This window comes from Amycolatopsis sp. NPDC043887 (assembly GCF_056435665.1).
In genome coordinates this window covers 121802-141518 of sequence record NZ_JBWKEB010000005.1, presented here as the reverse complement: position 1 = coordinate 141518, position 19717 = coordinate 121802, and the positions used below count along the sequence as shown (strand labels likewise).

Here is a 19717-nt window from a genome sequence, read left to right as displayed (position 1 = left end):
GATTGGAACCCAATCCCACGTAGCTTAAGTTGATCTTGGATGGGGCCTGGATCGTAAGCGGCGAGGATTGCCGCAGGTCACGCGCTCGGTTGCCCTGGCCGACAGGAGCCGACCGCGCCCCCGAGTGTCCACAAAGGACACTTCTCGCTGACTCAATGTCTGATTGAAGCCCGGATGGGGGTCGTGAGTGGCGTTTCGGGTTAGAACCCGAAACGCCACTCACGACCAACCCGACCCACGACCAGCCCTTCGTCGCATCAGACGCAGCGAAGGGAGCCTTCACCCCACCCGTCAACCTCACCCAAGATCAACTTAAGCTACGTGACAGTGGGTTCTAACCCTCTTTGCCACTCACGACCCCGCACAAAACACCCGAACCGGGCACGGTCGCCCCGAAAGTGGCCCCCGTGGACAGTCGAGAAGGTGCCCGGCCACTGTGACGAGCCCCATCCGGCACCCGCTTGACCAGCGGATAGCCGACTTTGCCGGGACCCTGACCCTCACGGTAGGCAAGGAGGCCTTCACGTAATTCGAGAGGCTCAGTCCTTCTTGGACTCACCATCGGGCTTGTCGCCCTCGGCGTCGTCCTTCGGCTCCTCCGGCTCGGCGGGCAGCAGCGCGTCCAGCGCGGCACCGGCGACCCGGCGGAACTTGCGGCCACGCCGTTCCCGCTCCAGGACGGCGACCTCGAGCTTCACCGGGTCCGAGTCGCCGTTCGCGGGCGTGGGGGTGTTGGCGCGCAACGCCTTCACCGCGACGCCGAGCGCCGCTTCCAGCTCCATGTCCGACTCGAAGCTCTCCTTGAGCTTCGTGGTGAGCGTGTCGGCCTGACCGCCCATCACGACGAACTTCGGCTCGTCGAAGATCGAGCCGTCGTAGGTCAGCCGGTACAGCTGGTCCTCGGCGGCGGTCGCGCCGACCTCGGCGACGCAGACCTCCACCTCGAACGGCTTCAGCTGCTCGGTGAAGATGCTGCCCAGCGTCGCGGCGTACGCGTTCGCCAGCGCACGCGCGCTGACGTCCCGCCGGTCGTACTGGTAGCCCTTCAGGTCCGCGTGCCGGATGCCGGCGACACGGAGGTTCTCGAACTCGCTGTAGCGGCCCACGGCCGCGAAACCGATCCGGTCGTAGATCTCCGACACCTTGTGCAACGTCGCCGAGGGGTTCTCGGCCACGAACAGCACGCCACCGCGGTACTTGAGCACGACCACGCTCCGGCCACGCGCGATGCCCTTGCGCGCGATCTCGGAACGCTCCCGCATCAACTGCTCGGGAGAGGCGTACAACGGCATCGTCACTGTGGTGCTCCGCTCTTTCGGGCTCTAATCGGGAAGGGACAGGGAGGGACGGCTAGCGCCCGCGCTCGGCTCGTGCGGCCACGACGGCCTCGGCCACCGCTGTCGTCTGCTCGAGCGGCAACGCCACCGCACCCTGCTCCGCGGTGACCGTCACGATCGTCGGGAAGATCCGGCGCACCAGATCCGGCCCGCCGGTCGCGGTGTCGTCGTCCGCCGCGTCGTACAACGCCTCCACCGCCGTCCGAATCGCGGCTTCGGCGTCCGCGTCCGGGTCGTACAGCTTCTTCAGCGAGCCCTTCGCGAACAGCGAACCCGAGCCGATGGCGTGGTAGCCCGCGTTCTCCTCGTAGCGGCCGCCCGTCGCGTCGTACGAGACGATCCGGCCCGCGTGCTTCGCGTCCTCGGCGTCGAGGTCGTACCCGACGAACAGCGGCAGCACGGCCAGCCCCGCCATCGCCATCTCGAGGTTGGACTTCACCAGCCCCGCGAGCTTGTTCGTCTTGCCGTCGAGCGAGAGCGAAACACCCTCGATCTTCTCGTAGTGCGCCAGTTCGACCGCGTACAGCCGCACCATCTCGATCGCCAGCCCGGCCGAGCCCGCGATGCCCACGGCCGAGTACTCGTCGGTGACGTGGACCTTCTCCATGTCGCGCGAAGCGATCAGGTTGCCTGACGTGGCCCGCCGGTCACCGGCGATCAGCACCCCGCCCGCGAACTTGACCGCGACGATCGTCGTCCCGTGGGGGGCGTCCAGCCCGCCCGCCCCGGTCGAGACCCGCCGCTCCGGGAGCAGCTCGGGCGCCTGCGCCCGGAGGAAGTCCGAGAACGACGAGGTCGCCGACGAGAAGTACGCGGCGGGCAGCGCCGACTTACCCGAGGTGTGTTCCATACGTGCTCAAAGTTCCAATCTGTGTGATCCGCCGGCTCCGCACAGGCGGCCCCGGCCCGGGGCCGCCGGAAAACGAGCTACTCGCCGCCCTTTTGCACGTAGGCGCGGACGAAGTCCTCGGCGTTCTCCTCGAGCACGTCGTCGATCTCGTCGAGGATCGTGTCGACGTCCTCGCCGAGCTTCTCGCGCCGTTCCTGACCCGCCGGACCGCCGTCCTCGAACTCTTCGTCCGAGTCGCCGCCGCCGTGCTTTTCGATCTTTTCCTGAGCCATCTCGCCTCCCGGTGTGGCCGATGTTTCCTAGCCTACCCAGCGGTCCCGACAATCCGTGGGATCCGTGATCGCTTAACCCCGATGAAAGGAAATCCCGCTAGTCCGAACCGGTGAGCGCCTCCACCAGCTCCTCGGCGGTCGCGGAGTCGTCCAGCAACTTCCCCACGTGGGCCTTCGTGCCCCGCAACGGCTCCAACGTCGGGATCCGCACCAGCGATTCCCTGCCGACGTCGAAGATGACCGAATCCCACGACGCCGCGGCGATGGAGTTGGCGTACTTCTCCAGCGTGCGGCCCCGGAAGTAGGCCCTGGTGTCCGAAGGCGGGGTCGTGACCGCCTCCAGCACCTCCTCCTCGGTCACCAGGCGCTTCATCGAACCCCTGGTGACGAGCCTGTTGTACAGGCCCTTGTCCAGCCGGACATCCGAGTACTGCAGGTCGACCAGCCGCAACCGCGGCGCGCCCCAGGCCAGCTGGTCCCGCGCGCGGTAGCCCTCGAGCAACCGCAGCTTCGCCGGCCAGTCCAGCCTGTCCGCGCATTCCTGGGGGTCCCGCGCCAGCGCGTCCAGGATCTCGCCCCAGACCCGCAAGACCTCCTTGGAGGCCTCGTCCGCGCCGGTGCGCTCCAGGTTCGCCGACGCGATCTCGTGGTAGGCGAACTGGAGGTCCAGCCCGGTGTACTTGCGCCCGTTGGCCAGCGACACCTTCGCCTTCAGCGTCGGGTCGTGGCTGATCCGGTGGACGGCCCGCACCGGTTCGTCCAGTTTCAGGTCGTCGAACCGGATGCCCGCTTCGATCAGGTCCAGCACCAGCGCCGTCGTGCCGACCTTGAGGTACGTCGAGTACTCGGCCAGGTTCGCGTCGCCGATGATGACGTGCAGACGGCGGTACTTGTCCGCGTCGGCGTGCGGCTCGTCGCGGGTGTTGATGATCCCGCGTTTGAGCGTGGTCTCCAGGCCGACCTCGACCTCGATGTAGTCCGAGCGCTGCGAGAGCTGGAAACCCGCTTCTTCGCTCTGCTGCCCGACACCGACGCGGCCTGAGCCCGTGATCACCTGGCGGGACACGAAGAACGGCGTCAGCCCCGCGATCACCGCGGTGAACGGGGTCGACCGCTGCATCAGGTAGTTCTCGTGCGTGCCGTAGCTCGCGCCCTTGCCGTCGACGTTGTTCTTGTACAGCTGCAACGGCGGCTGTCCCGGCACGGTGGCGGCCTTGCGCGCCGCCTCCTCCATGACCCGTTCGCCCGCCTTGTCCCAGATGACCGCGTCGCGCGCGTTCGTCACCTCGGGCGCCGAATACTCGGGGTGCGCGTGGTCGACGTACAGCCGCGCTCCGTTGGTCAGAATCACGTTCGCCGCGCCGAGGTCCTCGACGTCCGGGTCGTGTCCCGGGCCGCTCGGGCCGGTCAGGTCGAACCCGCGCGCGTCGCGCAGGGGCGATTCCACCTCGTAGTCCCACCGCGCCCGCCTGGCCCGCGGAACGTCCGCCGCGGCCGCGTAGGCGAGCACGACCTGGGTCGAGGTGAGTACCGGGTTCGCCGTCGCGTCGCCCGGCACCGCGATGCCGTACTCGACTTCGGTTCCCATGATCCGCCGCATACCCACCACCCTACGGGGTCCGGGCCGTGCGACGATGCCCCCCATGTCAGGCAGTGACGAACTCGTTGCGCTCTATGACCTCGGCGGAACCGTGGTCGGAGCGGCCACGCGCTCCCGGGTCCGCGCCGAAGGGCTCTGGCACGCGGCGGGCGTGGTGTTGGTCCGTTCGGGTGACGGAGACTCCGTCTACGTGCACCTGCGTACTCCCACGAAGGACGTCTATCCCTCCACTTGGGACTGCTGGGCGGGCGGCATCGTCGCGGCGGGTGAGACACCGGAAGAGTGCGCGCGCCGGGAACTGGCTGAAGAACTGGGTGTTCACGGAGCGGAACTACGGCCGCTTTTCGTCCATGTCACCGACGACGACACGATCCGCTGCCACAACTTCGCGTTCGAAACGCGTTGGGACGGCCCCTTCGTCCATCAGCCGTCCGAAGTCGTCGAAGGGCGTTGGCTGACATTGGCCGAATTGCGTTCGTGGCTCGACGATCCTTCGAGCGCGTTCGTGCCGGACGGCCGTCTCGGTGCGCTGGAATGGTTCCGGCGGGAGAACGCCCGCTAGGCGGAACGGAGGCGCTGCGCGACGATCGGCAACAGCCGCTTCGCCGCTTCCGTTGCCCGCGCCTCGGTTCCGGCCGTCACGCTGAGGGCGGAGACGAGCTTCCCCTTGGCGAGTAACACCGTGCACGTCGTGCCGTCGCACCAGGCGCGCTGGACCTCGACGCCGGTTTGCTTCGCGAGGGTGAGTTTCTTGCCGTCGCAGTCCGCCCGGAGGACGACGTCCGAAGCGTCACGGTCGGGGTACTCGGTGACCTGATGTTCCAGCGTCGAGCCGCTGGGGTACGACCACGTGGCCGAGCGGCTCGTGCCCCGGGTGAGACCGGTCAGACAGCCGGACACCTTGCTGTCGCCGGGGACGACCTCTTCCTCGGCGACGTCCTCGTCGGTCAGCAACGCAACGGAAACGGCCGCGGGGACGGGAGGCCGGGTCGACGACGGCGGCACCGGGTTGGCCTGCGGTTTGACCGAGGGCTGTGACGGCTCGGCCGCGGGCGTCGGTGTCGGGTCGTCGTAGTAGGTGTCGAGGTCGTTGGGACGGTCGGCGCATCCCGACAGACCGAACAGCGCGACCGTCGCCACCGCGAGCACCTGCCGATGACGCACCCCGAGCCCTCCCGGCTTCCGCCTGACGTTTGCCGCGAGACTAGTCCAGCCCCTCAATGCCAGCCGAGGCAGGATCGGTGCCGCCAGTAAGCGACCGGTTCCTCCGCGAGCGCGGCCAGCTCCGCGAGTTCGTCTTCGGCGAGTTTCACCTTCGCGGCAACGAGATTCTCCGCGAGCTGGGCGGTGCTCGACGGGCCGACGACCGCGATCGGACGCCAGTCCTGCACCAGCACCGCCGCGATGGCCACCGCGTCCGGGCCCGTCCCGTGGTCCCGCGCGATCCGCGCGAGCGGCGCAGGCGGCTCGACCACCAGCCGTCCGTTCGCGACGGTTTCTTTGACCAACACCCGTTTCCCGGCGGCGTGCGCCTCCGCGAGCGCCGGGCCGACGGACGGTTCGAGCAGGTTCCACGTCGACTGCACGGCACTGAAGACCGGCGTTCCGGACACCTCCAGCTCGAACGCCCGGCGGACGGCGTCGGCCTGCGACGGTCCGGACGTCGAGAACCCCACCGGAACCCCGTCCGCGGCGAGTCCCGCCAGCGCTCCGATCAGCCGGTCGTCGGTGAACAGTGGACTGTCCACAGTGAGCGAATGGACCTGGTAGAGCGAGATCGCTTTCCCCAGCAGCCCGGCGGATTCGGTCCACTGCTCGGCGAACCGCGCCGCGGTGTGCTCCTTGACCTCGTGCACCTCCGCGTCGAGCTTCCACTCCCCCACGTAGCGGTAGCCCCATTTGCTCGACACGGTGACGCCCGGGTGGCCGCGGTCGGCGAGCCAGCCGGCGAGGAACTCCTCCGAAGAACCATACGAACGAGCGACGTCGATCCAGCGGACGCCCGCGCGATACGCGTCGTCCAGCACGTCGTAGGTCGCCGCGCGCATCGCCTCGAACTCGCGTCCTGGCGGCAGCGCCTCGACCCGGCCGAGGTTGATGTACGCGGGCCTGCCGAGCGCCGCCAGTCCGACGGCGATCCGGTCGCCGACGGGGGTTTCCGAGTCTGTCACCGGGCTCCTTCGTTCTTGTGGCGGAGGATCGCGAGCCACTGGCTCGAGTTCTGCGCCTGCCGATGGAGCTTTTCGAGGCGCGCCGCCGGAGCCCGAACGTAACCCTTGCCGAAGACGGGCGCGATCTGACGGAGACTGGCGCCCTCTTCTCTGGCGGCGAGCAGTGCCCAGTCCGACGCGTCGGCGCAGGCCGCGGAGGCGCGGCGCAACTCCCCCAGAATCTCGATGAGTTCGGGGGCGCTCACCTCCCCCGCCCGTACGGCGGCCGCCGTCGTTTCCAGCCAGGCCAGGACATCGGCTTCGGTGATCGGCGCGCGCGGGCGCCCGGAGGATTCACTCACAGCCCGGAAGTATAGGTCGTTATACAGACGGTTCGGGTGACCGCCACGCGCGAGTCTTCGGACACATCGTCCGAAAACCGCTGGAGCGCAACGGGATTCCGGGATTCACTGAGCCCCGGCTTGAGGATTCAGGAGAAGGACAATTGGGACGTTTCGGTATCGCGATCCGGTTCGCGGCGCTCGCGGTCGTATGGGGTGCGAGTTTTCTGTTCATCAAGGTCGGTCTCACCGGCCTGTCGCCGGCTCAGGTGGCGCTCTCGCGCGTCTGCCTCGGCGCCGTGGCGCTGATCGCCATCGCCGCGTGGCGCCGTAAGCCGCTCCCCCGCGATCCGGCGCTCTGGGGCCATCTCGCGGTCGTCTCCGTGCTGCTGTGCGTCATCCCGTTCCTGCTGTTCTCCTGGGCCGAGCAGTACATCTCCTCCGGGCTCGCCAGCATCTTCAACGCGACGACCCCGCTGATCACCATGCTCATCGCCGCCGCGGCCCTGCCGTCGGAACGCTTCACGAAGGCCCGCACGACCGGACTGATCCTCGGATTCCTGGGAGTGCTCACCATCGTCGGGGTCTGGCAAGGGATCGATGTCTCCCACGAGCTGACCGCGCAACTGGCGTGCCTGGGCGCGACGACCTGCTACGGCATCTCGTTCGTCTACGTGCGACGGTTCATTTCCTGGCGGAACCTCGACGCGCCCACTGTCGCGCTAGGACAGGTCTGCTGTGGTGCCGTCGTGATGCTGGTACTCGCGCCGTTCATCGCGACGACTCCGGTCCGCCTCGACACGCCGATCGTCCTCAGCATGATCGCGCTCGGAGCACTGGGCACCGGGCTCGCCTACGCCTGGAACGCGTCGATCATCGCGGCGTGGGGCGCGTCGAACGCGTCAGCCGTGACCTACCTCACACCTGTCGTGGGTGTGCTGCTCGGTGTTCTCGTCCTCGACGAACCCTTGGCGTGGAACCAGCCCGTCGGCGCGTTGCTCGTCGTCCTCGGCATCCTGGCCGCGCACGGACGGCTGAGCGTGCGCAAGAAAGTCCGGGAACCCGTACCCGCGTGACGCGAAAGGGCCCTTCGCCGCAGATGCTGCGGCGAAGGGCCCTTTCGGCTTGCCCTACAGGTACTGACCGGTGTTCGTGGCGGTGTCGATCGCCCGCCCCGAATCCTGGTTCTTGCCGGTGACGAGCGTGCGGATGTATACGATCCGCTCGCCCTTCTTGCCGGAGATCCTGGCCCAGTCGTCCGGGTTGGTGGTGTTGGGCAGGTCCTCGTTCTCCGCGAACTCGTCGACGATCGCGTCCAGCAGATGCTGCACGCGCAGGCCGGGCTGCTGGGTCTCCAGCACCGACTTGATCGCCGACTTCTTCGCCCGGTCCACGATGTTCTGGATCATCGCGCCCGAGTTGAAGTCGCGGAAGTACAGGACTTCCTTGTCACCGTTGGCGTAGGTGACCTCGAGGAACCGGTTCTCGTCCGTCTCCTCGTACATCCGCTCGACCGTGTGCTGGATCATCGCGTCGAACGTCGCCCTGCGGTCCCCGCCGAACTCGGCGAGGTCGTCCGCGTGGATCGGCAGGCCATCGGACAGGTACTTGGAGAAGATGTCCTTCGCGCCTTCGGCGTCCGGACGCTCGATCTTGATCTTGACGTCGAGCCGGCCCGGCCGCAGGATCGCCGGGTCGATCATGTCCTCACGGTTGGAGGCGCCGATGACGATGACGTTCTCCAGGCCTTCCACACCGTCGATCTCCGAAAGCAGCTGCGGGACGATCGTGGTCTCCACGTCGGAGGACACGCCCGAACCGCGGGTGCGGAAGATCGAGTCCATCTCGTCGAAGAACACGATCACCGGGGTGCCTTCGGAGGCCTTTTCCCGAGCTCGCTGGAAGATCAGGCGGATATGCCGCTCGGTCTCCCCGACGAACTTGTTCAGCAGTTCCGGACCCTTGATGTTCAGGAAGTAGGACTTCCCGTCCGCCGAGTCGCCGCGGGCTTCCGCGACCTTCTTGGCGAGCGAGTTGGCCACCGCCTTGGCGATGAGGGTCTTACCGCAGCCAGGAGGCCCGTAGAGCAGGACGCCCTTCGGCGGCCGCAGCTGGTACTCCTGGTAGAGATCAGCGTGCAGGAACGGAAGCTCGACGGCGTCGCGGATCTGCTCGATCTGCCGGGTCAGGCCACCGATGTCCTCGTACCGGACGTCGGGCACCTCCTCCAGCACGAGATCCTCGACCTCCGCCTTCGGCACGCGTTCGTAGGCGTAACCGGCTTTCGAGTCCACCAGCAGGGAATCGCCCGGCTTGAGGGGCTGTTCGGACAGCGGATCGGAGAGCAGGACGACCCGCTCCTCGTCCGCGTGCCCGACCACGAGCGCACGGGGGCTGCCGCCCTCGACGTCCGGGGCCAGCACCTCGCGCAGCGCGCAGACCTCGCCGATCCGCTCGAAGTCACCGCCCTCGACGACGGTCAGCGCCTCGTTGAGCCGCAACGCCTGTCCGCGCTGAAGCGACGAGACCTCGACCGCGGGTGAGACCGAAACCCGCATTTTGCGGCCCGCGGTGAACACGTCCACCGTGTTGTCCTCGTACGCGGTGACGAACACGCCGTAACCGCTCGGAGGCTGGGCCAGCCTGTCGACCTCCTCCCGCAACGCGAGCAACTGACCACGCGCCTCGCGGAGCGTCTCGACCAGTTTCGTGTTGCGTTCAGTGAGTTGGCTCACGCGTTCCGACGCCTCGGCGAGTCGCTGCTCCAGCACTCGGTTCTGACGTGGGGAATCGGTGAGCTTCCGGCGCAGCAGGGCGACTTCCTCCTCGAGGAAGCGGATTTGACGTGCCTGCTCGTCGGACGTGGTTCCAGCTCCGGTCGTTTCTGAAGGGTCGGCCTCCTCGCGCCGACCTCCGGGAAGGTCATGATGCATCGGGCACCTCCTCGGAGTGCTTTTCATTCCACGGTACCGGCGATCACCGACAATAAAAGGCCTTTCCGCATCACAAGATCGGCGCGTCGCGTTCCGGACGACCCGCCAGCACGTACCTTCGCGACGCGCAAGGGGCCATCCCGGTGCCGGGTCCGGCACACTCATGGTCACAATCCGTCCACCTGGCCTGACCTGCGACGGAATACCCGGCTCCGTCCGGGTGCAAACGGGTTTCCGGTCTCAGTTCGGCCCTAATCGAGCGGCGATCCGGCTCGATGGCTAGCATCGGGCGACGTTCGCCGGGGAGGCGGACCGGCACGTCATGTTGAGCATTTTCGCAGAACAGCTAGGGGGCACCAGCCATGACTTACCCGCCGCAGCAGCCCGGCGGCTACGGACAAGATCCGTACGGCCAGCAGGGCGGGTACCCGCAGAGCGGCCCCCAGCCGCAACAGGGATACCCCGGTGGCGGCCAGTACGGACAGGATCCGTACGGCCAGCAACAAGGCGGCTACCCGCAGAGCGGTCCTCAGCCCCAGCAGGGATACCCCGGCGGCACGCAGCAGTTCGGCCAGCCGGACCCGTACGGGCAGCAGGGCGGCTACAACGCCTACCCGCAGGGAGGCGGGTTCGGCGGCGGAGAGCCACCCAAGAAAAAGAAGACCGGCCTGATCGTCGGCATCGCGATCGGCGCGGTCCTGCTGGTCGGTGGCGGTGTCACCGCGCTGGTCATCGCGCTGAACTCGGGTGACGACAACCCGACCGCCGCGCCGCCCACCAGCAGCGCCGCCCCGTCGGAGGCCCCGTCCTCGTCGTCGCAGAAGCCGAGCTCGACCCGTACGAGGTCCAGCTCGCCGAGCACGTCGTCGACGAAGAGCTCAGGTCCGGCGCCCGGCGGCAAGGCCACGCCGCAGGAAGTCTTCGAAAGCGCCGCGACCTCCTACAGCGCGGGTGACAAGAAGACGTTCCTCGACCTGATCTGCCGCAGCGAGAACACCAAGGACGAGGGCAAGCCGCTCGACCCCATCAAGCTCGAGATCACCGAGCCAGCCAAGGAAAGCGGCGACCGGGCGACCGGCCGTTACCGCGCCACCCAGGGCACCAAGATGGCGGAAGGCACCATCACGGCGGCCAAGGAGTCGGACCTGTGGTGCCTCAAGGACATCAAGGCCGACAAGAAGTGACCTGTCCGTGACGGTGAGCCACAAGCTGATCGCCGTGGCGGTGGTTTGTGGCGCGGTCGTGGCCGGGGTCGTGGTGGGGCTGCTCCTGGTGGCCCCCTCCGGCTCCGACCCGGCCGCGTCGAGCACCGGCACGCCCACTCCACCGCCGGTGTCGTCCCGTCCGGTTCCGGTGGATCCGGACGTGGCCGCGGTCGAGGTGGTCGGCAAGGCGATCGCCGCGGCCATCGTCAACCACGACGCGACGGCGTTCGGGAAACTCACCTGCGTCCAGCAGTCGTCGGCCGATCTGGCCGAGCTCGGCCGGAAATGGGCGGCGGCGGGCAAGGTGACCGCGACCGTCCCGGATCCGCCGGTGGTCAGCGGCGACTCCGCCACGGTGACCGTCCACGTCGAAGGCGTGGGCGGCCAGAAGGACACGCCGTTCCCGCTCAAGAAGCACGACGGCAAGTGGTGCGTGCCCTGACGTCGTGAGTGGCGTTTCGGGTTATTGAGGGGTTAGGCAAATGTGGCGTGCTGCGCGCTGGAGGCCCGGCCTGCCGGACTGATCGCGACCCCACTGTCCGCAAGGGACACAAAGACACCCCCGCGTGCCCGATTTGGGTGCTTTGCGTGGGGGTCGTGAGTGGCAATGATCGTTCTAACCGTCTATGCCGCTCACGACCCCGGCAAGAAGCGGACATCATGACATCAATCGGGCACGCAATCGGCGAAGACGGCCCGCGTGACAGGAAGTCGATCACGCCACGTTTGCCCTTCCCTCAAAGAGAACCCGAAACGCCACTCACGACCGGCTGTACCGATCAGCCCTTGCCGGAGCGGCGGTGCACCCGCGGCGAAACGGTGCCGTCAGCCAGACGGCGCGCCGTCAGCAGGAACGCGGTGTGCGCGACCATCCGGTGGTCCGGCCGCACCGCGAGGCTCACGACGTGCCAAGGCCGCATGAGGGTCTCCCACGATTCCGGCTCGGTCCAGCACTGCTGGTCCCGCAAGGCTTCCGTGATCCGCGAAAGCTGTGTGACCGTCGCCACATAGACCGTGAGCACGCCGCCCGGCACCAGATGCGCGGCGACCGTCTCCAGCTGGTCCCAAGGCGCCAGCATGTCGAGGACGACGCGGTCGACCTCGCCGGTGTGCGTCGACAGGTCCGCGACCGTCAGCGACCAGTTGTCCGGCTTGTGGCCGAAGAACTTCTCGACGTTCCGCTCGGCGTGTTCGGCGTGGTCGTCCCGGATCTCGTACGACTGCACGGTCCCTTCCGAACCGACCGCCCGCAGCAGCGAACAGGTCAGCGCGCCGGAGCCGGCGCCCGCCTCGAGTACCCGCGCCCCCGGGAAGATGTCGCCCCACATCACGATCTGCGCGGCGTCCTTCGGGTAGATCACCTGCGCGCCACGCGGCATCGACAACACGTAGTCCGGCAGCAGCGGGCGAAGCGCCAGATAGTGGCTGCCGCCTGCCGAAGTGACGACCGATCCCTCCTGCGCACCGATCACGTCGTCATGCGCCAGCGCGCCGCGATGGGTGTGATATTGCTGTCCCTCGGCGAGGACCATGGTGTAGTGCCGCCCCTTGGAGTCGGTCAGCTGAACCCGGTCACCAACACGAAACGGCCCTCGGACCGACACTGAACCTCCATACGCGCGAACACAGATCGACGACCGATCCTCGCAGGTGGCCGCACCGCGCTACGCCGGGGGTCGGCTCCGGGTCATCGCGGCGCGCAGGTCTTCACGCCTGAGCACCCCCGCGGGCCTGCCTTCGTCGTCCACCACGAGGAACTGCCACGCGGCCGTTTCCCGCACCCGCTCGGCTATCTCCTCCCCCGACTCCGAGGAAAGCAGCACGGTGTCGGCACGGATCGGCTCCGCGGCCATCTCCGCGGGCGCGTGCGGCGACGTCCCGGCCAGCTGCGCGGCTGCCGTCTCGTCGAGCAGGCCCGCCGCGACGCCGTCGGCACGCACCAGGACCACCCCGCGGCCCGCCGATGCGGCCAGCGCGTCCGAGACGGGGCTTTCCGCCGGAAGCTGGAGAACGGGACGGACGAGTTCGCTCAGCCGCACACCTTCCGGCCACCCCCGGCGGGTTTCGGCGGCGAGTTCGCTTCGGGCGCCGAGGATCACGAACCACGCCGTCACGACGCAGACACCGAGCCGGAGCCAGCGGTCCTCGCTGCCCGCCGCCAGCCCCCACAGCGCCCAGACGAGCAGTCCGGCGGCGACGACACCGCCACCGACGACCGCTGCCCGCGTGCCCTTCTCACGGCGGCCGGTCGCCGCCCAGACCCCGGCGCGGACCAGCCTGCCGCCGTCGAGCGGAAGCCCGGGAAGGAGGTTGAAGATCCCGACGGCGAAGTTCGCGACGGCGCATTCGGCGATGAGCAGCCATGCCGCGCTTTCCGGTGGGACGGCGAACATGAGCAGACCGCAGAAACCGCCGAGCAGCAGGGAAACGATCGGTCCCGCGGCCGCGACGAGCCCTTCTTGCCTCGGCTCGCGGGGGGTCCTGGCGACCTCGGAGAGACCGCCGAGCAGGAACAGCCGCAGGCGCCGGACCGGGATCCCGAGCCGCAGCGCGACCAGGCAGTGCCCGAGTTCGTGCGCGAGCACGGAGAGTCCGAGAAGGACCGCGAACGCGGCCGCCAGCAGCCACGAGGTCAACGTCGTCGCGCCGGGCAGGATCCGCCCGACCAGCGGCGTGTAGAGCACCACGATGATCAGGGAGCCGATCCACCACGAAGGGGCCAGCAGCACGGGGATCCCGGATACCCGGAACAGCAGGAGCCCACCCTCTGGCGCCACGCCTCGTCGAGGCGGGCCCTGCTCACCCGTCACCGCCATGTGTCAGAGCGTAGATGCCCAGGTGTGGGGTGCCGGTAACCCGCCCTTCCCGTCCGGGTGGTGTCGGTCATGTCGCTCCGGTGCGTCGCGGCCCCGAAACTGTCGGTGCCCGGCGATACGCTCACCCCATGCCCGACACCGACACGGTCACCGCCGATCCGCCGCCCGGCGCCGAAGTCCCGCGCCGTCGGCCGGCCCTGTCCCCGTCGCGTGCCAGCGACTTCAAGCAGTGCCCGCTGCTCTACCGCTTCCGAGCGGTAGACAGACTGCCCGAGGTCCCGACGAAGGCCCAGCTGCGCGGCACGCTGGTGCATTCCGTGCTGGAGCGCCTGTTCTCCCTTCCCCAAGCCGATCGCACCCCGCCGCAGGCAAAGGAACTGCTCGCGCCGGCGTGGGAGGACCTGTCCGCGGAACGCCCGGAATGGATCGAGCTGTTCGACCAGGATGATCCCGAGGCCGTCACCTCGTGGCTCTCGTCGGCCGAGCAGCTCGTCGACACCTACTTCGGCCTCGAGGATCCGCGCCGTCTGGAGCCTGAGGCGTGCGAGCTGCACGTCGAGATCGAGCTCGGCTCCGGAGTGCTGCTTCGGGGCTACGTCGACAGGCTGGACGTCGCGCCGACCGGCGAGATCCGGGTCGTCGACTACAAGACCGGCGCCGCGCCGCGCGAGATCGGCGAGGCCAAGGCGATGTTCCAGATGAAGTTCTACGCCGTGGTCCTCTGGCGGCTTCGCGGTGTCGTGCCGCGCCAGCTGAAACTGATGTACCTCACCGACGGGCAGTCCCTCGCCTACACGCCGGACGAGGGTGAGCTGATCCGCTTCGAGCGCACACTGGAGGCGATCTGGCAGGCGATCCTCAAAGCGGGCAAGACCGGCGATTTCCGCCCCAATCCGAGCAAACTCTGCGCGTGGTGCGATCACCAGGCGCTCTGCCCGCAGTACGGCGGCACTCCCCCGCCGTATCCTGGCTGGCCAGAGCCGGATCCCGGCGAGGAGTCCGTATTGGACCGTGCTGATTAGAGTGCCCTTGTGACAGAAGCCTTCTACGTGCCGTCAGGTGACGGCGTCTTCCTCCCGACCCCGCACACCGCCGGCCCTTGGACCCCGGACGCGCAGCACTTCGGGCCGCCCTCGGCGTTGCTGGTCCGCGCGCTCGAAGAGGTCGAGGCGACGCACGCGAGCCAGCTGGCACGGGTGACGATCGAGATCCTCGGGCCCGCGCCGCTGAAGGAGCTTTCGGTGCGGGCGTGGGTGGAGCGGCCGGGCCGCTCGGTCGAGTGGCTGGTGGCCGAACTCTCCCACGGTGAGCGGGTCGTCGCCCGTGCGTCGGCGTGGCGTATCGCGACCTCGGACACCACGGCGGTGGCCACCGCGGAAGGTCCGGCGCTGCCTTCGCCGGAGGGGCTGCCGACGTCCTCCTGGCCGGAGGGCTGGCACGGTGGGTACCTCGACGCCGTCGAGTGGCGGCGGGTCAAGGGCGCGCTCGACGCGGCTGGACCGGCGACCGTCTGGGGCCGCCAGCACGTCGCCCTCGTCGACGGGGAGAAGCCCAGCCCGCTGCAGCGGCTGTTCGTCCTCGCGGACTCCGGCAACGGGATCTCGAACTTCCTCGACCCGCGTGTGTGGTGGTTCATCAACTCGGAGCTGACGGTGCACCTCCGCCGCCCACCGCTGGGCGACTGGATCGGCGTCGACGCGGCCACCCTGGTCGGCCCGAACGGAATCGGGACGGCGACCACCACGCTGCACGACGCCTCGGGCCCGGTCGCCTCCGGCGCCCAGGCTCTCCTGGTGCGACCGCGACAGGCGGGCTGACGTGGCAGCCGCACGGCCCTGACCAGCTGCACCGCAGTCGCGGGCCCGCGCCGTGCGGGATGCTTCCGGTAGCGCGCGACCAAAACACCATCGGATAGACGCGCTTTCTCGGCGGGTTTCCAATAGCCTTCCCGGAACAACAGACACAGGGAGCGCTTCGGCATGCAGATCACCTCGGTGGTCAACCAGAAAGGCGGGGTCGGCAAGACCTCACTCAGCGTGGGCGCGGCGGCCGCACTGGCCGAACGCGGCCGCCGGGTGCTGCTGATCGACCTCGACCCCCAGGGCCACGCGACCACCGAACTCCTCGGGCTCGACGAGGTGGCGCATGACATGCCCAGCCTGGCGAAAGCCCTGACCAAGGTATGGAAGGGGCCGATCGAGGAACTCGCCGTGCGGCATCCGCGCAGCAACCTCGGCCGGGGCGGCGCGTTCGACGTCATCCCGACCTCGCCGGGCATGTTCGACCTGATCCGGCGGCTGGACCAGTTCCGGGTGCCCGGCTGGCAGCTGGCCAGGGTCATCCAGTTCGCGAACTACGACCACATCATCATCGACTGCCCGCCCGCGCTCGACGTCCTGACCAACAACGCGCTCGCCGCTTCGCACGGGATCCTCGTGCCGGTGCAGCCGGACCGGACGAGCATCCGCGCGCTGCGCCTGCTCGCGGACCAGGTGCGTTACGTCGAACAGACCGTCGGCCGTCCGCCGATCGCCTACTACGGCCTCGTCCCCGGTCTGTACCGCCGCCCGATCTCGCACTACGCGGCGGCGGCGTTGCAGGAGTTGTACGCGTTCGGGATCCCGATGCTGTCGCACGTCCCACTCGGCGTCGTGATGAACGAGGCCGCCGCGCACGGCGTACCGGTGACGACCTACGCGCCGGAAACCTTGCAGGCGCTGTCGTTCCGGGAGATCGCGGCGACACTGGACGGCTATCTGCAGAACCATCCTGCCGCGGCGATCGTGCCCGCGGACGAGGAGTTCGTCTTCGAGGACTTCATCACCGAGGTGTCGGTGACCCGCAGTGCGAAGGACAACGGGGCACGCAAGAAGCTCTACGACCTGATGCCCAAGAAGCCGAACCGGCCCCGCTGACCAACGCCATGAAAGGTCCTTTCCTTGCAAATTTCGCAAGGAAAGGACCTTTCATGGCGTCTGTGACCGGGGTCAGAGGCGGCAGGCCCGGATGTCCGAAGCCAGCACGGCCTTGGCGCCGGTCTCGGCGAGTTCGTCCATGATCCGGTTGACCTCCTTGCGCGGCACCATCGCCCGCACGGCCACCCAGTCTTCGTCCGCCAGCGGCGCGACGGTCGGGGACTCGAGACCCGGCGTGATCGCGATGGCCGCGTCGAGCAGCGAACGCGGGCAGTCGTAGTCCAGCATCATGTAGTGCTGCGCGAAGACGACTCCCTGCAGCCGTGCCTTCAGCTGGTCCTTCGGCCGAGTGTGCTCGGTGCCGGCCCGCTGCAGCAACACCGCCTCCGACACGCAGATCGGATCCCCGAAGGCCACGAGGTTGTGCTGGCGCAGCGAACGTCCGGACTCGACGACGTCCGCGATGGCGTCGGCGACGCCGAGCTGGATCGAGATCTCGACGGCGCCGTCGAGACGGATGACCTCCGCCTCCACCCCGTGCTGCTTCAGGTTCTCGCGCACGAGGCGCGGATACGACGTCGCGAGCCGCTTGCCCTGCAGGTCTCCGGCCTTCCACTCCCGGCCCGCGGGTGCGGCGTACCGGAAGGTGGAACCGCCGAAGCCGAGGCCGAGGATCTCCTCGACCGGGGCGCCGGAGTCGAGCGCGAGGTCGCGGCCGGTGATGCCGAGATCCAGCTCGCCGGACCCGACGTAGATCGCGATGTCCTTGGGACGCAAGAAGAAGAACTCGACCTCGTTGACGGTGTCCAGCACGGTCAGGTCGCGGGCCTCATGTCGCCTGCGGTAGCCGGCCTCTCCGAGCATCTCCGACGCGGCGGCGGCGAGGGCTCCCTTGTTCGGCACGGCGACACGCAGCATTGCTTCTCCTTGGTTCTCCGGACGCGAACGCGTCACAGGTACCGGTACACGTCCTCTGTCGACAGTCCTCGGCCGAGCATGAGCACCTGCACGCGGTACAGCAGCTGTGAGATCTCCTCGGCGAGCCTGTCGTCGGATTCGTGCTCGGCGGCGATCCACACCTCACCCGCCTCTTCGAGCACCTTCTTGCCCTGCGCGTGCACTCCCGCGTCGAGCGCGGCGACGGTGCCGGAACCGTCGGGCCGCGTGCGGGCGCGGTCGGCAAGCTCGGCGAACAGCTCATCGAAGGTCTTCACAGTCTGGAGATCCTTCCATCCGCGCCCGCACCGCGCTGCCCCGGGCCGGTGTGGTGCCGGTCGCGTCACACTTCAGAACAGCGCCGCGCCGCCCCGCTCGAAGTCGAGCAGGTGCCGCTTCCGTTCGACGCCACCGCCGTATCCGGTGAGATCGCCGTTGGAACCGATCACCCGATGGCACGGCACGATGATGCTGATCGGGTTCTTCCCGTTCGCGAGACCGACCGCGCGCGACGCGGTGGGCCTGCCGAGCCGGTCGGCGAGCTGACCGTAGGAGACCGTCTCGCCATACGGGATCCCGAGCAGCCCTTCCCAGACCATCCGCTGGAATTCGGTGCCCCCGAAGCTCAGTGGGAGATCGAATTCCTTCCGCTGGCCGGCGAAGTACTCCTTCAGCTGTTTTTCGGTGTCCACGAAGATCGGCGAGCCCGGATCCGGATGGCCGAACGTCTCCTCGGCCGGGCGATGCCGCTGCTGGACCATGTACACCCCGCAGAGGCTTTCGCCGTCCGCGACCAGGGTCAGCTTGTCGTACGGGCTGTCGATGACGGTGTGCGTGCGCATGGCGCTCCTCGAAATTCAGGCGGCGGGCAGCCGGTTGATCGGGTGATCTCCGGTCGCCCAGAGGTGTTGGACGGCGTAGGCGCGCCACGGGCGCCAGCGTTCGGCGTGCGCGGCGAACGCGGCCGGGCCGAGTCCGAGACCCTTCGCGGCGACCTTGACGCCGAGGTCGGTCGGCAGGAAGGCGTCCGGATCGCCGAGCGAGCGCATCGCGATGCTCTCGACGGTCCACGGGCCGAAACCGGGCAGCGCGTGCAGCCGCTCGCGGGCTCGCTGCCAGTCACTTCCCGCGCCGAGGTCGAGGTCGCCGTCGTTCAGTTCGGCCACGAGACCGAGCAGGGTCCGCTTACGGCTCTGCGGCATCGCGAGGCTCTCCGGGTCGATGTCCGCCAGCGCGGCGGCGTCCGGGAAGACATGTGTGAGGCCGCCGTCCGGGTCGTCGACGGGGGCACCGTGCGCGAGGACCAGCCGGGCCGCGTGGGTGCGGGCCGCGGCGGTGGACACCTGCTGGCCCAGTACGGCGCGGACGGCGAACTCGTCACCGTCGACCGTCCTCGGCACCCGCCTGCCCGGCGCGGCGGCAACGAGTGGCTCGAGCAGCGGGTCCGCCGCCAGCGCCTCGTCGACCGCGATCGGGTCGGCGTCGAGGTCGAGCAGGCGGCGGCAACGGCTGATCGCGGTCGAGAGGTCTCGCAGGTCAGAGACTGTGAGACGGCAGCCGATGTAGCCGTCCTCCGGCTTGAGCGCGACGATGGCGGGACCGTGCGGGAGCCGCAGCGTCCGGCGGTACGCGCCGTCGCGCCATTCTTCGACGCCGGGGACGCCTGTCGCGACCAGATGCCCGAAGAGGTTGTCCGGGAACAACGGCTTCCGGTACGGCAAGCGCAGGCTCAGCGTTCCAGGTGCGGTGGCCGGCGCCGTGCGGACGCGAGCCCGCAGCTCCGTCGGGGACAGGGCGAAGACCTCTCGCACTGTGTCGTTGAAGGTCCGGACGCTGCCGAAGCCCGCGGCGAGGGCGACGTCGATCATCGACAGGCCGGTCGTCTCGATCAGCAGCCGTGCCGTCTGCGCCCGCTGCGCGCGGGCGAGGCTGAGCGGGCCGGCACCGAGTTCGGCGCGCACATGCCGCTCCACCTGCCGGACGCTGTAGCCCAGCCGGGCGGCCAGCCCGCTCACTCCGTGGGTGTCGACGACGCCGTCGGCGATCAGCCGCATCGCCCTGGCCACCAGGTCCGCGCGCTCGTTCCACTGCGGCGAACCCGGGCTCGCGTCCGGACGGCATCGCTTGCAGGCGCGGAACCCGGCCTCCTGCGCGGCGGCCGCGCTCGGGTAGAAGCTCATGTTCTCCGGTTTGGGCGGGACGACCGGGCAACTCGCCCGGCAGTAGATCCGCGTCGTCAGCACCGCGGTGAAGAACCAGCCGTCGAACCGGGCGTCCTTCGACTGGACCGCCCGGACGCAGCGCTCGAAATCCTCATGCACCCGGCAAGCATCACCGACCGCACGGGGCTGGGTCTAGCGGA

21 protein-coding genes are annotated in these 19717 nt (G+C 68.8%); 7 read left to right on the top strand and 14 right to left on the bottom strand.

Going from position 1 to position 19717, the window contains the following annotated elements; translation table 11 throughout:
- Positions 1–539 precede the first annotated feature (539 nt).
- The 4 genes from prcA to dop form a co-directional block, all read right to left on the bottom strand.
- Positions 540–1298, bottom strand: coding sequence for a proteasome subunit alpha (prcA, locus tag AC069H_RS15090; protein ID WP_478228337.1), 759 nt, complete (start codon positions 1296–1298; stop codon positions 540–542).
- 52 nt (positions 1299–1350) lie between these two features.
- Positions 1351–2187 (bottom strand): proteasome subunit beta, encoded by an 837-nt coding sequence (gene prcB / locus AC069H_RS15085; protein WP_378441607.1) that lies wholly within the window; start codon positions 2185–2187, stop codon positions 1351–1353.
- Between the two features lie 77 nt (positions 2188–2264).
- Complete coding sequence (locus AC069H_RS15080; protein WP_037319666.1) at positions 2265–2459, bottom strand: ubiquitin-like protein Pup; 195 nt, start codon at positions 2457–2459, stop codon at positions 2265–2267.
- A gap of 97 nt (positions 2460–2556) precedes the next feature.
- Entirely contained in the window at positions 2557–4059 is a 1503-nt protein-coding gene (dop, locus tag AC069H_RS15075; protein WP_478232658.1) for a depupylase/deamidase Dop, read from the bottom strand.
- Between the two features lie 43 nt (positions 4060–4102).
- Here dop and AC069H_RS15070 point away from each other — a divergent pair, with 43 nt between their 5' ends.
- The gene (locus AC069H_RS15070; protein WP_478228335.1) at positions 4103–4621 is read left to right on the top strand and encodes an NUDIX hydrolase; all 519 of its coding nucleotides are present in this window, start codon (positions 4103–4105) and stop codon (positions 4619–4621) included.
- On the opposite strand, the gene AC069H_RS15065 is transcribed toward AC069H_RS15070, so the two are convergent.
- From AC069H_RS15065 to AC069H_RS15055, 3 genes are read right to left on the bottom strand one after another with little or no spacing between them, the layout of a single operon-like run.
- Positions 4618–5223: a hypothetical protein gene (locus AC069H_RS15065; RefSeq protein ID WP_478232657.1), complete on the bottom strand. Its 606-nt coding sequence runs from the start codon at positions 5221–5223 to the stop codon at positions 4618–4620. The two genes, AC069H_RS15070 and AC069H_RS15065, sit on opposite strands and share 4 nt — an antisense overlap.
- Positions 5224–5276: 53 nt before the next feature.
- Positions 5277–6230, bottom strand: a complete 954-nt coding sequence (locus AC069H_RS15060; protein WP_478232656.1) for an aldo/keto reductase — start codon at positions 6228–6230, stop codon at positions 5277–5279.
- Positions 6227–6571, bottom strand: a complete 345-nt coding sequence (locus AC069H_RS15055; RefSeq protein ID WP_125678154.1) for a hypothetical protein — start codon at positions 6569–6571, stop codon at positions 6227–6229. The genes AC069H_RS15060 and AC069H_RS15055 overlap by 4 nt, the downstream gene beginning before the upstream one ends.
- A gap of 143 nt (positions 6572–6714) precedes the next feature.
- Between AC069H_RS15055 and AC069H_RS15050 the strand changes: the two genes are divergently transcribed.
- Positions 6715–7626 (top strand): DMT family transporter, encoded by a 912-nt coding sequence (locus tag AC069H_RS15050; protein WP_478232655.1) that lies wholly within the window; start codon positions 6715–6717, stop codon positions 7624–7626.
- Between the two features lie 54 nt (positions 7627–7680).
- Here AC069H_RS15050 and arc read toward each other — a convergent pair whose 3' ends face one another.
- Positions 7681–9483, bottom strand: coding sequence for a proteasome ATPase (gene arc / locus AC069H_RS15045; protein ID WP_478228331.1), 1803 nt, complete (start codon positions 9481–9483; stop codon positions 7681–7683).
- Positions 9484–9845: 362 nt separating this feature from the next.
- On the opposite strand from arc, the gene AC069H_RS15040 reads away from it, so the two are divergent.
- On the top strand, positions 9846–10667 hold the full coding sequence (locus AC069H_RS15040; protein ID WP_478232654.1) for a hypothetical protein: 822 nt from the start codon (positions 9846–9848) through the stop codon (positions 10665–10667).
- A gap of 7 nt (positions 10668–10674) precedes the next feature.
- The gene (locus AC069H_RS15035; protein WP_478228329.1) at positions 10675–11130 is read left to right on the top strand and encodes a hypothetical protein; all 456 of its coding nucleotides are present in this window, start codon (positions 10675–10677) and stop codon (positions 11128–11130) included.
- Between the two features lie 337 nt (positions 11131–11467).
- Here the strand turns inward: AC069H_RS15035 and AC069H_RS15030 are convergent, their stop codons facing one another.
- Positions 11468–12292, bottom strand: a complete 825-nt coding sequence (locus AC069H_RS15030) for a tRNA (adenine-N1)-methyltransferase (RefSeq protein WP_007035384.1) — start codon at positions 12290–12292, stop codon at positions 11468–11470.
- Positions 12293–12352: 60 nt separating this feature from the next.
- Positions 12353–13504, bottom strand: coding sequence for a M50 family metallopeptidase (locus AC069H_RS15025; RefSeq protein ID WP_340681806.1), 1152 nt, complete (start codon positions 13502–13504; stop codon positions 12353–12355).
- A 128-nt stretch (positions 13505–13632) separates the two neighbouring features.
- On the opposite strand from AC069H_RS15025, the gene AC069H_RS15020 reads away from it, so the two are divergent.
- The 3 genes from AC069H_RS15020 to AC069H_RS15010 all read left to right on the top strand — a co-directional run bounded on the left by AC069H_RS15020 (position 13633) and on the right by AC069H_RS15010 (position 16419).
- Positions 13633–14526, top strand: coding sequence for a RecB family exonuclease (locus AC069H_RS15020; RefSeq protein ID WP_340681807.1), 894 nt, complete (start codon positions 13633–13635; stop codon positions 14524–14526).
- A 9-nt stretch (positions 14527–14535) separates the two neighbouring features.
- A complete protein-coding gene (locus AC069H_RS15015) occupies positions 14536–15321 on the top strand; it encodes a thioesterase family protein (RefSeq protein WP_478228328.1) in 786 nt (261 codons plus the stop codon).
- A gap of 162 nt (positions 15322–15483) precedes the next feature.
- Complete coding sequence (locus tag AC069H_RS15010; RefSeq protein WP_034306615.1) at positions 15484–16419, top strand: ParA family protein; 936 nt, start codon at positions 15484–15486, stop codon at positions 16417–16419.
- 72 nt (positions 16420–16491) lie between these two features.
- Here AC069H_RS15010 and hisG read toward each other — a convergent pair whose 3' ends face one another.
- From hisG to AC069H_RS14990, 4 genes are all read right to left on the bottom strand, one after another.
- Positions 16492–17337 (bottom strand): ATP phosphoribosyltransferase, encoded by an 846-nt coding sequence (gene hisG, locus AC069H_RS15005; protein ID WP_478232653.1) that lies wholly within the window; start codon positions 17335–17337, stop codon positions 16492–16494.
- A gap of 32 nt (positions 17338–17369) precedes the next feature.
- Positions 17370–17633 carry a phosphoribosyl-ATP diphosphatase gene (locus AC069H_RS15000; protein WP_034306611.1) on the bottom strand — a complete coding sequence of 88 codons (264 nt, stop codon included), beginning with the start codon at positions 17631–17633 and terminating at the stop codon, positions 17370–17372.
- 72 nt (positions 17634–17705) lie between these two features.
- Positions 17706–18197 carry a methylated-DNA--[protein]-cysteine S-methyltransferase gene (locus AC069H_RS14995; RefSeq protein ID WP_340682101.1) on the bottom strand — a complete coding sequence of 164 codons (492 nt, stop codon included), beginning with the start codon at positions 18195–18197 and terminating at the stop codon, positions 17706–17708.
- Positions 18198–18212: 15 nt separating this feature from the next.
- A complete protein-coding gene (locus tag AC069H_RS14990; RefSeq protein WP_478232652.1) occupies positions 18213–19676 on the bottom strand; it encodes an AlkA N-terminal domain-containing protein in 1464 nt (487 codons plus the stop codon).
- Between the last annotated feature and the right edge of the window lie 41 nt (positions 19677–19717).